Annotated in this window: 13 protein-coding genes; 4 read left to right on the forward strand and 9 right to left on the reverse strand. The window is 64.2% G+C overall.

The features are described 5' to 3' along the window. Positions 1 to 20 precede the first annotated feature (20 nt). From leuA to miaA, 8 genes are all read right to left on the reverse strand, one after another. On the reverse strand, positions 21 to 1,694 hold the full coding sequence (gene leuA / locus EDF56_RS03095) for a 2-isopropylmalate synthase (protein WP_132385249.1): 1,674 nt from the start codon (positions 1,692 to 1,694) through the stop codon (positions 21 to 23). Positions 1,695 to 1,964: 270 nt separating this feature from the next. Further along, on the reverse strand, positions 1,965 to 2,582 hold the full coding sequence (locus tag EDF56_RS03100) for a TMEM175 family protein (RefSeq protein ID WP_132385250.1): 618 nt from the start codon (positions 2,580 to 2,582) through the stop codon (positions 1,965 to 1,967). A gap of 59 nt (positions 2,583 to 2,641) precedes the next feature. Beyond that, positions 2,642 to 2,986: an I78 family peptidase inhibitor gene (locus EDF56_RS03105; RefSeq protein ID WP_243652356.1), complete on the reverse strand. Its 345-nt coding sequence runs from the start codon at positions 2,984 to 2,986 to the stop codon at positions 2,642 to 2,644. Positions 2,987 to 3,071: 85 nt separating this feature from the next. Next, the gene (locus EDF56_RS03110) at positions 3,072 to 3,725 is read right to left on the reverse strand and encodes a YceI family protein (protein ID WP_243652357.1); all 654 of its coding nucleotides are present in this window, start codon (positions 3,723 to 3,725) and stop codon (positions 3,072 to 3,074) included. A 92-nt stretch (positions 3,726 to 3,817) separates the two neighbouring features. Further along, positions 3,818 to 4,837: a ketol-acid reductoisomerase gene (ilvC, locus tag EDF56_RS03115; RefSeq protein ID WP_132385251.1), complete on the reverse strand. Its 1,020-nt coding sequence runs from the start codon at positions 4,835 to 4,837 to the stop codon at positions 3,818 to 3,820. Between the two features lie 104 nt (positions 4,838 to 4,941). After that, positions 4,942 to 5,460, reverse strand: a complete 519-nt coding sequence (gene ilvN, locus EDF56_RS03120) for an acetolactate synthase small subunit (RefSeq protein WP_132385252.1) — start codon at positions 5,458 to 5,460, stop codon at positions 4,942 to 4,944. A 25-nt stretch (positions 5,461 to 5,485) separates the two neighbouring features. Next, positions 5,486 to 7,228 carry a biosynthetic-type acetolactate synthase large subunit gene (gene ilvB, locus EDF56_RS03125; RefSeq protein ID WP_132385253.1) on the reverse strand — a complete coding sequence of 581 codons (1,743 nt, stop codon included), beginning with the start codon at positions 7,226 to 7,228 and terminating at the stop codon, positions 5,486 to 5,488. 219 nt (positions 7,229 to 7,447) lie between these two features. Next, a complete protein-coding gene (gene miaA / locus EDF56_RS03130) occupies positions 7,448 to 8,449 on the reverse strand; it encodes a tRNA (adenosine(37)-N6)-dimethylallyltransferase MiaA (protein ID WP_132385254.1) in 1,002 nt (333 codons plus the stop codon). Between miaA and serB the strand changes: the two genes are divergently transcribed. Both serB and EDF56_RS03140 read left to right on the forward strand, forming a co-directional pair. Further along, positions 8,442 to 9,326 carry a phosphoserine phosphatase SerB gene (gene serB, locus EDF56_RS03135; RefSeq protein WP_132385255.1) on the forward strand — a complete coding sequence of 295 codons (885 nt, stop codon included), beginning with the start codon at positions 8,442 to 8,444 and terminating at the stop codon, positions 9,324 to 9,326. The genes miaA and serB overlap by 8 nt on opposite strands. A 13-nt stretch (positions 9,327 to 9,339) precedes the next feature. Continuing rightward, a complete protein-coding gene (locus tag EDF56_RS03140) occupies positions 9,340 to 9,996 on the forward strand; it encodes a DUF1345 domain-containing protein (protein ID WP_243652358.1) in 657 nt (218 codons plus the stop codon). Positions 9,997 to 10,391: 395 nt separating this feature from the next. Here the strand turns inward: EDF56_RS03140 and purL are convergent, their stop codons facing one another. Continuing rightward, positions 10,392 to 12,551 carry a phosphoribosylformylglycinamidine synthase subunit PurL gene (purL, locus tag EDF56_RS03145; protein ID WP_132385256.1) on the reverse strand — a complete coding sequence of 720 codons (2,160 nt, stop codon included), beginning with the start codon at positions 12,549 to 12,551 and terminating at the stop codon, positions 10,392 to 10,394. A 131-nt stretch (positions 12,552 to 12,682) separates the two neighbouring features. Between purL and EDF56_RS03150 the strand changes: the two genes are divergently transcribed. Continuing rightward, the gene (locus tag EDF56_RS03150) at positions 12,683 to 13,156 is read left to right on the forward strand and encodes a YbjN domain-containing protein (RefSeq protein ID WP_132385257.1); all 474 of its coding nucleotides are present in this window, start codon (positions 12,683 to 12,685) and stop codon (positions 13,154 to 13,156) included. Positions 13,157 to 13,285: 129 nt separating this feature from the next. Next, a complete protein-coding gene (locus EDF56_RS03155) occupies positions 13,286 to 13,537 on the forward strand; it encodes an exodeoxyribonuclease VII small subunit (RefSeq protein ID WP_132385258.1) in 252 nt (83 codons plus the stop codon). The last annotated feature ends 4 nt before the right edge of the window (positions 13,538 to 13,541 follow it).

The following is a 13,541-nucleotide window of genomic DNA, read 5'->3' on the forward strand; positions in this document are numbered from 1 at the left end:
AGGCCCCCTGTCGCAAAAAGTCAGGGACGCGCGGCGTTGGCGGCGCTGAGCACGGCGCGGACCGAGGCCGTGGCCACGTCCTCGTCGATGCCGACGCCCCAGATCGTGCGGCCATCCGGCGTCACGCATTCGACGTAGGCGGCGGCGCGCGCGTCGGTGCTCTTGCCCATCGAGTGCTCGGCATAGTCGCGCACGTCGAGGGTGACGCCGAAGCTTTCGGCCAGCGTTGCCGTGACCGACGAGATCAGGCCATTGCCGCGACCCGAAACGGTCTGTTCCTTGCCGTCGACACCGATCTTGCCCGCGAAGACGCGGGTGCCGTCGGCCGCCTTGGCTTCTTCCCAGTCGATCAGCGCGAAGTGCTGCGGATCGTCGAGGCGGTAGGCCTTGCGGAAGACTTCCCAGATGTCAGCGGCCTGCAGTTCGCGGCCCAGTTCGTCGGCCAGTTCCTGCACGTGCTTCGAGAAGTGGGCCTGCATGCGCTTGGGCAGCTTGAGGCCCTGATCCTGCTCGATCACCCAGGCGAAACCGCCCTTGCCGGACTGCGAGTTGACGCGGATCACCGCCTCGTAATCGCGGCCCAGATCGGCCGGATCGATGGGCAGGTAGGGCACTGCCCAAATCTGGTCGTTGCGCTTTTCCTGCGCCGCGAAGCCCTTCTTGATGGCGTCCTGATGGCTGCCCGAGAAGGCGGTGAAGACCAGTTCGCCGCCATAGGGATGGCGCTCGGCAACCTTGAGCTGGTTGCAGTACTCGACGGTCTGGATCACTTCGTCGATGTCCGAGAAGTCCAGCTCGGGATTGACGCCCTGCGTGTACATGTTCAGCGCCACGGTCACGAGGCAGCAGTTGCCGGTGCGCTCGCCATTGCCGAACAGGCAGCCTTCGACGCGGTCGGCGCCGGCCATCAGGCCCAGCTCGGCCGCCGCGACGCCGGTGCCGCGATCGTTATGGGTGTGCAGCGAGATCACTGCCGATTCGCGGTTCGGCAGGTTGCGGCAGAAGTACTCGATCTGGTCGGCATAGACGTTGGGCGTTGCCGCCTCGACCGTGGCCGGCAGGTTGAGGATGATCGGGTTTTCCGGCGTCGGCTGGAGGATGTTCATCACGGCTTCGCAGCACTCGATCGAGAAATCGAGTTCGGCGGTGGAGAACGTCTCCGGCGAATATTCGAAGTGCCACTTGGTCTGCGGATACTTGGCGGCCTGATCGCGCAGGATCTTCGCACCGTTCTCGGCAATGCCGCGGATTTCGTGCGGTTCCATGCCGAAGACCACCGTGCGCCACAGCGGCGAGACGGCGTTGTAGAGGTGGACGATCGCGGCGGGCACGCCTTCCAGGCTCTCGAACGAGCGGGTGATCAGGTCTTCGCGCGACTGGGTCAGCACCTGCACCAGCACGTCTTCGGGAATGCGGTCGTTCTCGACCAAACCGCGAATGAAATCGAACTCGGTGGCGCCGGCGCTCGGGAAACCGACCTCGATTTCCTTGATGCCCACTTTGACCAGCAGATCGAAGAAGCGGTTCTTCTTCTCCGCGCCCATGGGATCGATCAGCGCCTGATTGCCGTCGCGCAAGTCGGTCGAAAGCCAGCGCGGCGCCTTGGTGATGACCTGCGAAGGCCACTGGCGGTTCGGCAGGTCGATCTGCGGGAAGGGGCGGTACTTGACCGAGGGGTCTGTCAACATGGTCATGGGTAATCTCGCTCGGATTTTCGTCTTCGTCGGATAAGGCCGAAATTTCGGCCTGTTCTGGCAGGGTCCCCTTGAGCGCCGAGCGCGCCGCAGGACCGACGCGTCATCTCACGCCCAAGGGCGTGTAAGTCGCAGAATAAGGCCAAGACGAAGGGTCATATCGGTGCCTATGAGCATTGACCGGCCGCTTGTAAAGCGAAAAGGCATAAAGTCTTGCAGGCGCAGCATTGCCTCGCGCAAGAAACTTGCCCGGCGATAATCTCGGTCCGGTCAGTCCTCGCAGGCGAGGAAGAGTCGGTCCAGACGGCTCCATGGCAGCATCCAGAACACGGCCACCAGTGCCGCGCAGGCGACGCCGAGCCAGGGCGTGATGAAGCTCAGCGGAATGCCGAGTGCATAGACCGCCGAGGCGGCAAGGCCCTTGCGGCGCGAGGCGCGGTGATAGACCCGGCTTGCCCTGTTGCGCGCACCGGTGGCGGCGACGCGGCCTTGCAGCGTTACGTAGGCGAGGGCCGGGACGAACATCGTCACGAGGTAGATCACCGTCGCTTCACGGCTGAAATGATGCTCGCCGAGGTAGGCGGTGGAGATGGGGATCAGCGAGAGCGTGAAGAGCAGCAGCATGTTGGCCCAGACGAGGCCGCTGGTGATGACGCGGGCATGGCTGAACAGGCGGTGGTGGTTCACCCAGTAGATCGCGACATAGGCATAACTGAGCGCATAGGCGAGGAACACCGGCCAGAGCGGCCAGAATGCTGCCAGTCCCTCGGCCGTGGGGGCCTTCAGTTCGAGCACCATGATGGTGATGATGATGGCGAGGACGCCGTCGGAAAAGGCCTCGACCCGGGCGACGCCGTCCTCGCGCTCGATATCGTCCACGTCGTTCATTCGCCGGTCCTCGTCATTGAGGAACCACCGTGGCGGTGCGCGCGGGACCGATCAAGGGGTCAGGTGCAGTTGAAGCCCTTGATCTTGCCGTCTTCCCCAACCTGGACGTTCAGACGTTCCGGCATGTAGTCCATGGTGACGCCCATGCCGGGCTTGATCACGCGCATCGGCTTGTCGCCCCGGGTTGCGGCGATGGCGGCGATCACTTCGTCGCTGGCGGGCTGGCCGACATAGGACCCGAGCTTGTCGGCGCCGCAATCGGGCTCCATCGAAGGCGGCGGCGCGGGCGGAGGCGCGGCTTCGGCGACTTTCTCCTTGCCGGTGCCGGCACCCGTGCCGGAGCAGGCGGAAAGGGCCAGAAGGCCAGCGGTGAGGGCGGTCATCGTGGTCGATCTGCGGATCATGCCATTCTCCCTTCGCGATTTTACCGGAGAGGAGGATGCACGAAAATGCTTGAACAGTCGATGACAGCCCGCACCTCGCGCGGGGTTACTGCTTCTCGAACGCGGCGTTGATGACCAGCACCGTCTCGTCGGACACCATCGGCACGTACTTGGTGATGCCGAAGTCCGAACGCTTGATCATGGCGCGGGCGAGGAAACCGATCGATTCCTTCTTGCTCATCGGGTTCTGCGCGGCGCCGAAGAAGTGCGCCATGATCGTGATCGGCTTGCTGACGCCGTGGAGCGTGAGCGTGCCGTCGATCGCGGCGTTGTCAGGCCCGCGTGGGGTGACCGAGGTGGCGACGAAGGTCGCTGTGGGGAAGCGGGCGGCGTCGAACCAGTCGGCGCTGACCAGTTCCTGCGAGAGCTTGGCGCTCGTCGTCTGCACCGATGAGATGGGGATGGTGACGCTCAGCTTGGTGGCGCCAAGGTTCTTGGGATCGATCGTCATCGAGCCGCTGGCGCCCGAGAACGTGCCGGCGAAGGGGGAAATACCCAAATGGGCGACGCTGAAGGTGACTTGCGTATGCGCGGGTTCGACCGCGTAAGTGCCGGCCTTCACATCGGCCGGGGTGCCTGCACCGTGAAGCGTCTCCATCCGGCCGCCGGGACCGCCGGGGCCGGGCTGCGCGATGACGGGGGCCGCGAGGGCAGCGGCAAGGGCGAGCGGAACCGCAAAATAGGAAAGACGCGTCGGCAACTCCCGTCGGGACAAAGGAAAAGGCGGCGCATTTCTGCGCCGCCTTCGCTTCACCGTCAAACGGGGAATTGCTTAACCGGATTAAATTCCGATCAGTTCTTTTCCTTGTCCACCAGCGCGTTGGCACCGATCCACGGCATCATCGCGCGCAGCTTCGAACCGGTCTCTTCGATCGGGTGACGCTGGGCGGCCTTGCGCGAGGCCTTCAGTTCGGGCTGGCCGGCGCGGTTGTCGAGCACGAAGTCCTTCACGAAACGGCCCGACTGGATGTCTTCCAGAACGCGCTTCATTTCCTTCTTGGTCTCATCGGTGATGATGCGCGGACCGGTCTTGATGTCGCCGTATTCGGCGGTGTTCGAGATCGAGTAGCGCATGTTGGCGATGCCGCCTTCATACATCAGGTCGACGATCAGCTTCAGCTCGTGGAGGCATTCGAAGTAGGCCATTTCCGGCGCGTAGCCGGCTTCCACCAGCGTTTCGAAACCAGCCTGGACCAGCGCGGTTGCGCCGCCGCAAAGCACGGCCTGCTCACCGAACAGGTCGGTTTCGCATTCCTCGCGGAAGTTGGTTTCGATGATACCCGAACGGCCGCCGCCGACGCCCGAAGCGTAGGCCAGAGCCACGTCCTGCGCGTTGCCGGTCACGTCCTGATGGATCGCGACGAGGCAGGGCACGCCGCCGCCCTTGGTGTATTCGCCGCGCACGGTGTGACCCGGGCCCTTCGGCGCGATCATGATCACGTCGATGTCGGCGCGGGGTTCGATCAGGCCGAAGTGGACGTTGAGGCCGTGGGCGAAGGCGAGCGCCGCGCCGGGCTTCAGGTTCTCATGGATGTCGGCGGCGTAGATCGCGGCCTGGTGCTCGTCGGGCGCGAGGATCATGAGCACGTCGGCCCATGCGGCGGCGTCCTTGTTCGAAAGCACCTTGAAGCCGGCGCCTTCGGCCTTCTTGGCCGAGGCCGAACCTTCGCGGAGCGCGATGGCCACGTTCTTGACGCCCGAATCGCGCAGGTTCTGGGCATGGGCATGGCCCTGGCTGCCGTAACCGAGGATCGCGACCTTCTTGTCCGTGATCAGGTTGATGTCGCAGTCGGCGTCGTAATAGACCTTCATTGTACTACCCTTTCGAGGGCCCGGTGGCGGGGCCGGATGTTGTCTGCGCGCGGGGGCGCGGGGATTTCAGGTTCCGGCCGCGGGGCCGGGAAAATGGCTTTGCGTCAGGCCTCTTCGGCGCCGCGGATCATCGCGACGATGCCGGTGCGGCCCACTTCGACAAGGCCCAGTTCGCGCATCAGCGCCACGAAGCTGTCGATCTTGTCCGGCGCGCCGGTCAGTTCGAAGATGAAGCTGCCGGTGGTGGTGTCCACCGGGCGGGCGCGGAATACGCCGGCAATGCGCAGCGCCTCGACGCGCTTTTCACCGACGCCGGTCACCTTCACGAGCGCCAGTTCGCGCTGCACGTAAGGACCCACTTCGGTAAGGTCGATCACCTTGTGCACCGGCACCAGCCGTTCAAGCTGGGCGCGGATCTGGTCGATCTGGCTCGGCGGGCCGTGGGTGACGATGGTGATGCGGCTGAGCGCGTGGTTTTCGGTGATGTCCGCCACGGTCAGGCTGTCGATGTTGTAGCCGCGCGCGGTGAACAGGCCCGCGATCTTCGCAAGAATGCCCGCCTCGTTGTCGACCGTAACGGTCAGGACGTGCCGTTCCTCGGCTTCGTGCTGGATGTGCATCATAAGTACTCTCGGATCTCGTGCGGTCTCAGACCAGCGCCTTGGCGGCATCGTCCATCGTGCCGGCGACAGTGTCGCCGTAGAGGATCATCTCGACATGCGATGCGCCCGAGGGGATCATCGGGAAGCAGTTCGATTCCTTGGCCACCAGGCAGTCGACGATGACGGGGCCGTCATAGTCGATCATCGCCTGGATACCGGCGTCGAGATCGGCTTCGTTCTCGATGCGGATGCCCTTCCAGCCATAGGCCTCGGCCAGCTTCACGAAGTCCGGCAGGCTGTCCGAATAGGACTGCGAGTAGCGGCTCTCGTACGTGAGTTCCTGCCACTGGCGAACCATGCCCATCCACTCGTTGTTGAGGATGAAGATCTTCACCGGCAGGCGGTACTGCGTGGCGGTGCCGAGTTCCTGGATGTTCATCTGGATCGAGGCATCGCCCGCGATATCGATGACAAGACTGTCCGGATTGCCGAGCTGCGCGCCGATCGCGGCGGGCAGGCCGTAACCCATCGTGCCGAGACCACCCGAGGTCAGCCACTTGTTCGGACCGAAGAAGTGGAAGTGCTGCGCCGCCCACATCTGGTGCTGGCCCACCTCGGTCGAGATGATCGGGTCCTTGTCCTTGCTCAGTTCGAACAGGCGCTGGATCGCCAGCTGCGGCATGATCGCGTTGCGGTTCTCCGGGAAGGAGAGGCTCTTCTTTTCGCGCCAGTCCTCGATACGGGCCTTCCACGGCGCGAGATCCTGCGGCGCGCGGTTGCCCCAGCCTTCGAGGATCTGGGCCAGCACGTTCGCGCAGTCGCCGATGACCGGCAGATCGACGCGCACGGTCTTGTTGATCGAGGCGCGGTCGATATCGATGTGGATCTTCTTCGAATTCGGCGCGAAGGCGTCGAGGCGGCCGGTCACGCGGTCGTCGAAGCGGGCGCCGACGCAGATGATCAGGTCGGCCTGGTTCATCGCCAGGTTGGCCTCATAGGTCCCGTGCATGCCCAGCATGCCCAGCCAGTCCGGATGGTCGGCGGGGAAGGCACCAAGGCCCATCAGCGTGGAGGTGACCGGCGCGCCGGTCTTTTCCTGCAGCTCGCGCAGCAGCTCCGTGGCGCGCGGGCCCGAATTGATGACGCCGCCGCCGGTGTAGAACACCGGAGTCTTGGCCTTGGCAATCATCTCGACGGCCTGTGCGATCTCGTCGGCCGTGCCCATGGTGCGCGGGTCGTAGCGCTTGCGGCGCTGGACCGGCGCTTCGTGCCAGGGCGCCATCGCGATCTGGACGTCCTTGGGAATGTCGATCAGCACCGGGCCGGGGCGGCCGGTGGTGGCGATCTCGAACGCCTCGTCGATGATCGCGGCAAGGTCCGCCGGATCCTTCACGAGGTAATTGTGCTTGGTGCAGTGGCGCGAGATGCCGACGGTATCGGCTTCCTGGAAGGCGTCCGAGCCGATCAGGCCGGTCGGAACCTGCCCGGTGATGACGACCAGCGGAATCGAATCCATGAAGGCATCGGCAATGCCGGTGACCGCATTGGTCGCGCCCGGGCCGGAAGTGACCAGCACGACGCCGGGCTTGCCGGTCGAACGGGCATAGCCTTCGGCAGCGTGAGCCGCACCGGCTTCGTGACGCACAAGAATGTGCCGAAGTCGCTCGTCGCCGAATAGAGCATCGTAGATCGGTAGCACGGCGCCGCCGGGATAACCGAATACGAATTCGACTCCCTGCTTGACCAGGCTTTCGACCAGGATGTTCGCGCCGCTGCGCTCTTCAGTCACAATACATTCCTTTTTGACTCTTGGACGGGCCCCGGGGGTAGGGTCGTCTTCGAATATTGCGGCTCGATACGAATCTTGCCGCCTGAAACAACCATAGCGCGCCTGTTGACGCACTATAATGAAACCGACCCGACACGACGGACGCCGTGCCGGGTCTCCCTCTCCTCCTGCTTCACTTCCACGGCAGGACTTGAAGCGGGCTCTAGGGGGACGAAAATGTTACGTCAACCCCATAACCTGAAACAATCTATCTTCAAGTGTTTTTTGCTCGAAATTATCGTACGCGATCCTTGTCCAATCTTGCGGAGGCTGGTGCCGGAGCCAAGTGAACTGGCGTTTCGCGTAATTGCGGGTGGCCTGCGCGCCGCGCGCGGCGGCTTCCGCGAGTCCCCAGTCCCCGCGAACGACTCCGGCAAGTTCGGGAACGCCGATGGCGCGCATGACCGGAAGGTCCGGATCGAGCTTGCGGGCAAGCAGCGCCTCGACCTCGCCCAGCGCGCCGCGTTCGATCATGCGGTCGAAGCGCAAGTCACAGCGGCGGTAGAGCGCCTGACGCTCGGGCAAGAGTACGGCGGGGAACAGCGAGACGGCATGGCCGATCCCGCCGGAGGTCATGGTCTGCCAATGGGCGATCGGCTTGCCGGTGGAGCGGACCACTTCAAGCGCGCGGGCAATGCGTGCCGAGTCGGCCGGGGCGAGCCGGGCGGCGCGTTCGGGGTCCTCGGCCTGAAGCGCGGCATAGGCTTCGGAGACGGGCAGGGCGCGCACCGCCTCGCGCACGGCGGGGTCTATCTGGGGCACCGGGGCGATGCCGTCGAGCAGGGTGCGGATATAGAGGCCGGTGCCGCCGACCAGGATCGGCACGGCGCCCTCGGCATGGATGGCGGAAATCGTCTCGCGCGCGGTACGGGCCCAGTCGGCAGCGGAGCAGCTTGTCGCGCCGTCCCACGCGCCGAACAGGCGGTGCTCGATCCCGCCCATTTCCTCGGGCAGGGGGCGGGCGCTCAGGACCGCCAGATCGGCATAGACCTGCGAGCTGTCGGCATTGACCACGACCGCGCGGCGGCTGCGCCGCTCCAGCTCCTGCGCAAGGGCAACGGCACAATCGCTCTTGCCGCTCGCGGTCGGCCCTGCGATGAGCGCGAGCGGTGGCTTGTGTCCGGACGGATCGCCGCCAGTGGAATTTTCATACGTAGCTTCAAGGGAATTCGCAGTGCTCATTGCGCGGCTGATAGCAGAACCGGACCACCTCTCGGCAAGAATCGATGCCGCCCGTGCCGAAATGCAGGAAGGGGGCGTGCGCCTCGCTTCCGCCGCCATGCTCGATTTCTGCGAACAGACCATGCAGATCGCCTCGCCGGACGACAATGCGGCCACGCTCCGCAAGGCGCTGGACGATCACTTCGCGCCGACCGACGGGCTTGTCTGCGATCATGAGCCGATCGTGCCCGGCCTGTTCATCTCGGACATGGATTCGACCATGATCGGGCAGGAGTGCATTGACGAACTGGGCGATTTCGCGGGTATCAAGGACCGCATCGCCGAGATCACCGAGCGGGCCATGCAGGGCGAACTCGATTTCGAACAGGCGCTGCGTGAGCGCGTGGGGCTGCTCAAGGGTCTCGCTGTCGGTGCGATCGACGAATGCCTTGCCACCCGCATCCGGCCGGTCGCGGGTGCGCGCACTTTGGTTGAGACGCTCAAGAAGCTGGGCTGCCGCACCGTTTTGGTGACCGGCGGTTTCCATCACTTCGCGGATCCGGTCGCTGCCTCGCTGGGCTTCGAGCATGTGGTCGGCAACCGGCTTGAGGTTGCGGACGGCAAGCTGACCGGCGGCCTTGCCGGTCCGATCGTCGACAGCTCGGTGAAGAAGGCGACCCTGCTGGCCGAATTGGCGGCGCTGGGCGGCGATGTCACCACGCTTGCCACTGGCGACGGCGCCAACGACATTCCGATGCTGGAAGCGGCGACGTATGGCATTGCCTACCGCGCCAAGCCCAAGGCGCGCGCGGCAGCCAACGGCTGGATCGACCGGGGCGACCTGACCAGTGTGCTGCGCCTGCTCGGCATCGACGAGCAGGAATGGGTTCGGGTCTGAGAGGGGACAAGCGATGGCCGGTGAACGAGATCCGATCCTGAGCCGGCTGTCGCACCCGCGCTACCTGCTGTTTCTCGCGGTGATGGCGCTTTCCGTGCTGCCATTGCTGTCCGTAGCGCCTGCGGTGGAGGCCGTTGTCACGGCCTTCGACCTTGGGGTGATCGCTTTCACGCTGTCCTGCGTGCCGCTGTGGTGCAATGGCAATGCCACGGTCATGCGCCAGCAGGCCAAGCGCGACGATGCCGGGCAGATCATGCTGCTCGTGCTGACGGGGGTGGTCACTTCGGTGATCCTTGCCGCGCTAGGCACCCTAGTTCTCGACAACAAGAGTCTGAAAACCGGCGAGATTGCGCTGCTGGTGGTGACGCTGCTGTCCTGCTGGACCTTCGCCAACCTCATCTACGCCTTCCACTATGCGCGGCTGTTCTATTCCTCGCGCGATGGCGGAGATAGCCGGGGGCTCGATTTTCCGGGCGACTGTGTGCCGGACTTCTCGGATTTCGTGAACTTCGCCTTCGTGATCGGCATGACCTGCCAGACTGCGGATATCGAGATCACCGATTCGAGCATGCGGCGCGTGTCCACATTCCACGGGCTCTTCGCGTTTGCATTTAATCTCGGGATTTTGGCGCTGACGGTTAATGTGTTGGCGTCTTCGACGGGCGGCTGAGGCTGGCTACTAGCCACCGTTGTTGGGTTATCTTTTTAGGCATCTATCCCTCGTCGCCCCCGCGAAGGCGGGGGCCCCGCTTTCTTACGCCACGCAACAAGTTTAGCGGGATCCCCGCCTTCGCGGGGATGACGGATCTTTTTGAGGACTCGGTGCTCTGGTGTCGCAAGTTTGCTTGCCGAATGCGCAGGCTTTTCGTCCTGCCCATCGGAAGGTGGATTTCGCCAAGCGCGTTTTCGGTGATGTCGGTGGAGATCTTGGCGGCCAGCGCGACCTGCAAACCCTGAGCGGATTCGCTAAGTTCCTCAAGCCCGGCCTCACACGCAGTCGGTAAGGCCGGGCTTGAGCGATAATTCTTGATCAGCGGGCTACCGCAGCAGCCCGCCGCTATGAAATCAGGCTTCCATCCAGTCCTTGAAGAAGGCCTCGTTGGCCTGCTTCAGGGCGGCGATTTCGACGCCGGAAACGGTAGTACCGCCGACCGTGCCGATCTTCACGGCGCCGGGCAGGGTAGTGCCAGCCGGAGCCGTCACGACATAGCGCGACTGGTCTTCACCGAATGCCTCGGCCGTGGTCAGCGCGCCGTCGAGTTCAACGCCAAAGCCGCTGGCCAGCGCCATTTCGGCCAGCGCGACGAGCAGGCCGCCGTCGCTGACGTCGTGAACGGCGGTAACCTTGCCCGCGCCGATCCATTCACGGATCGAGGCGCCGTTCTCGGCTTCGGCCTTGAGGTCGACCTTCGGGGCTTCACCGGCTTCCTGACCTGCGATCTCGCGCAGCCAGATCGACTGGCCAAGGTGCGTCCCCTTGCCGCCAAGAACGAAGATTTCATCGCCGGCGTTCTTGAACGCCACGGTCGCCATCTTCTCATGATCGGCGAGGATGCCGACGCCGCCGATAGCCGGGGTCGGCAGGATCGCCGAGCCGCCGCCGGTGGCCTTCGATTCGTTGTAGAGCGAGACGTTGCCCGAAACGATCGGATAGTCGAGCGCGCGGCAGGCATCGCCCATGCCGTTCAGGCAGCCGACGATCTGCGCCATGATCTCGGGGCGCTGCGGGTTCGCGAAGTTCAGGCAGTTGGTGATGGCGAGCGGAAGGCCGCCCACTGCGCTGATGTTGCGATAAGTCTCGGCCACGGCCTGCTTGCCGCCCTCGTAGGGGTCTGCGTAGCAGTAACGGGGCGAGCAGTCGGTGCTGATCGCCAGCGCCTTTTCGGTGTTGTGGATGCGCACCACGGCCGCGTCGCCGCCGGACTTCTGCATCGTGTCGCCGCCGACCTGGCTGTCGTACTGTTCCCAGATCCACTTGCGCGAGGCGAGATCGACCGTGCCCATCAGCTTGAGCAGGTCCGCGCCCACGTCGGCGCTTTCCGCCACGTCGCCCATGGCCGGAACCTTGGCCCAGGCCTTGTATTCCTCAGGGGTGACGTAGGGGCGCTCGTATTCCGGCGCGTCGTCGGCGAGCGGGCCGAGCGGAATGTCGCAGACCACTTCGCCATTGAATTCGAGAACCATGTGGCCGGTGTCGGTCACTTCGCCGATTACGGCGAAATCGAGTTCCCACTTCTTGAAGATCGCCTCGGCCATGGCTTCCTTGCCGGGCTGAAGTACCATGAGCATGCGCTCCTGGCTCTCCGAGAGCATCATCTCGTAAGGCGTCATCGCCTCTTCGCGGCAAGGCACCTTGTTCATGTCGAGACGGATGCCGGCGCCGCCCTTGCTGGCCATTTCGACCGACGAGGAGGTGAGGCCGGCCGCGCCCATGTCCTGGATCGCGACAATCGCGTCGGTGGCCATGAGTTCGAGGCAGGCCTCGATCAGCAGCTTTTCGGTGAAGGGATCGCCAACCTGCACGGTCGGGCGCTTCTCGTCCGAATGCTCGTCGAAGTCCGCCGAAGCCATGGTGGCGCCGTGGATGCCGTCGCGGCCGGTCTTGGAGCCGACGTAGACGATCGGGTTACCCAGGCCGGTTGCGGCCGAGTAGAAGATCTTGTCGGTATCGGCGACGCCCACGGTCATGGCGTTGACGAGGATGTTGCCGTCGTACGCCTTGTGGAAGTTGGTCTCGCCGCCGACGGTGGGCACGCCCACGCAGTTGCCGTAGGAGCCGATGCCCTCGACCACGCCCTGAACGAGATGCTTCATCTTCGGATGATCGGGGCGGCCGAAACGCAGCGCATTCATGTTGGCGACCGGGCGGGCGCCCATGGTGAAGACGTCGCGCAGAATGCCGCCGACGCCGGTGGCTGCGCCCTGGAAAGGCTCGATGTAGCTGGGGTGGTTGTGGCTTTCCATCTTGAAGATGGCGGCCTGTCCATCGCCGATGTCGATCACGCCGGCGTTCTCGCCGGGGCCGCAAATGACCCAGGGGGCCTTGGTCGGCAGCTTCTTCAGGTGGAAGCGGCTCGACTTGTACGAGCAGTGCTCAGACCACATGACCGAGAATATGCCGAGTTCGACTAGGTTCGGCTCTCGGCCAAGGGCGTGCAGGACGCGCTCGTATTCCGCGGGATTGAGGCCATGCGCCTCGACGACGTCAGGGGTGATTCCGGTCATGCGAGGCGCCTTAGCCATGTCCGTCGCCGTGCGCTAGACGGCACGCGCCCTGAGATGAACTTTCGCTTTCGAGGCCCGGGCCGATGTGCCACACGATCATGCTGCGATTGTCCGAATAATTCAGGGGGTTTATGCGTAAAATCGTTGCAGCTTTGGCCATTGTCATGGGGCTGATGGTGGCTGGTTCCGCGCAGGCGCAGATGGTGACGGCAAAATCGCCGGCCACTATCGTCTCGGCCTTGCAGGACGCGGGCTACCGTGCGGAGCTGTCCAAGGATTCGGTGGGAGACCCGCTGATCCGGAGCGCATCGTCGGGATCGCGTTTCACGATCACCTTCTATGGCTGCACCGATGGCGCCGATTGTTCGAGTGTCCAGTTCTATGCCGGCTGGACCGAAGCGACGCATTGCAGTCTGGAGGCGATGAACACCTTCGCGCAGAAGTACCGCTTCGTCACGCCGCAGGTGGACGACGACAAGGACTGCGTGATCCAGTACGATCTCGATCTCGACAAGGGCGGGATGAGCAAGGAACTGTTCCTCGATACGCTGGAATTCTGGACCGATACGATGGCGACCTTCAAGGACTATATCTATCAGGAATGACGGAGAATTGCGCTCTTGCAGCGGCTTCGGTGCGGATCGTCGGCGGCGCATGGCATATGGGCGCGACGAAACCGGGGAAGCGCGGATTGCTCCCTTGACCGGCTGGTGCGGCAAGGCCATTGCTGCACCATGGTAGATGAGACAGAAACCATCGAAAGCCTGAGCTTCGAAGACGCACTGCGCGAACTCGAAGGCATCGTGCGAAGGCTTGAGAGCGGCGATGTGCCGCTTGAGGATTCCATCACGCTTTACGAGAAGGGTGAGCGTCTGCGCCAGCATTGCCAGAAGCGGCTCGATGCCGCGCAGGCCCGGATCGAGCGAATCGTCGCCGGACCGGACGGGGTGCCCACCGGCACCCAGCCGTTCGACGCGGACCGCTGATCAC

Origin of the sequence: Novosphingobium sp. PhB165, assembly GCF_004341845.1 — a bacterium.
Lineage (GTDB): Bacteria > Pseudomonadota > Alphaproteobacteria > Sphingomonadales > Sphingomonadaceae > Novosphingobium.

What these genes read in the sequence shown, in the direction of transcription:
- EDF56_RS03140 (WP_243652358.1), top strand. Translation starts at nt 9,340, where the DNA reads ATGGCCGGTGAACGAGATCCGATCCTGAGCCGGCTGTCGCACCCGCGC.
- miaA (WP_132385254.1), bottom strand. Translation starts at nt 8,449, where the DNA reads ATGAGCACTGCGAATTCCCTTGAAGCTACGTATGAAAATTCCACTGGC.
- EDF56_RS03100 (WP_132385250.1), bottom strand. Translation starts at nt 2,582, where the DNA reads ATGAACGACGTGGACGATATCGAGCGCGAGGACGGCGTCGCCCGGGTC.
- EDF56_RS03155 (WP_132385258.1), top strand. Translation starts at nt 13,286, where the DNA reads ATGGTAGATGAGACAGAAACCATCGAAAGCCTGAGCTTCGAAGACGCA.
- ilvN (WP_132385252.1), bottom strand. Translation starts at nt 5,460, where the DNA reads ATGATGCACATCCAGCACGAAGCCGAGGAACGGCACGTCCTGACCGTT.
- EDF56_RS03105 (WP_243652356.1), bottom strand. Translation starts at nt 2,986, where the DNA reads ATGATCCGCAGATCGACCACGATGACCGCCCTCACCGCTGGCCTTCTG.
- purL (WP_132385256.1), bottom strand. Translation starts at nt 12,551, where the DNA reads ATGACCGGAATCACCCCTGACGTCGTCGAGGCGCATGGCCTCAATCCC.
- leuA (WP_132385249.1), bottom strand. Translation starts at nt 1,694, where the DNA reads ATGACCATGTTGACAGACCCCTCGGTCAAGTACCGCCCCTTCCCGCAG.
- ilvC (WP_132385251.1), bottom strand. Translation starts at nt 4,837, where the DNA reads ATGAAGGTCTATTACGACGCCGACTGCGACATCAACCTGATCACGGAC.
- EDF56_RS03150 (WP_132385257.1), top strand. Translation starts at nt 12,683, where the DNA reads ATGCGTAAAATCGTTGCAGCTTTGGCCATTGTCATGGGGCTGATGGTG.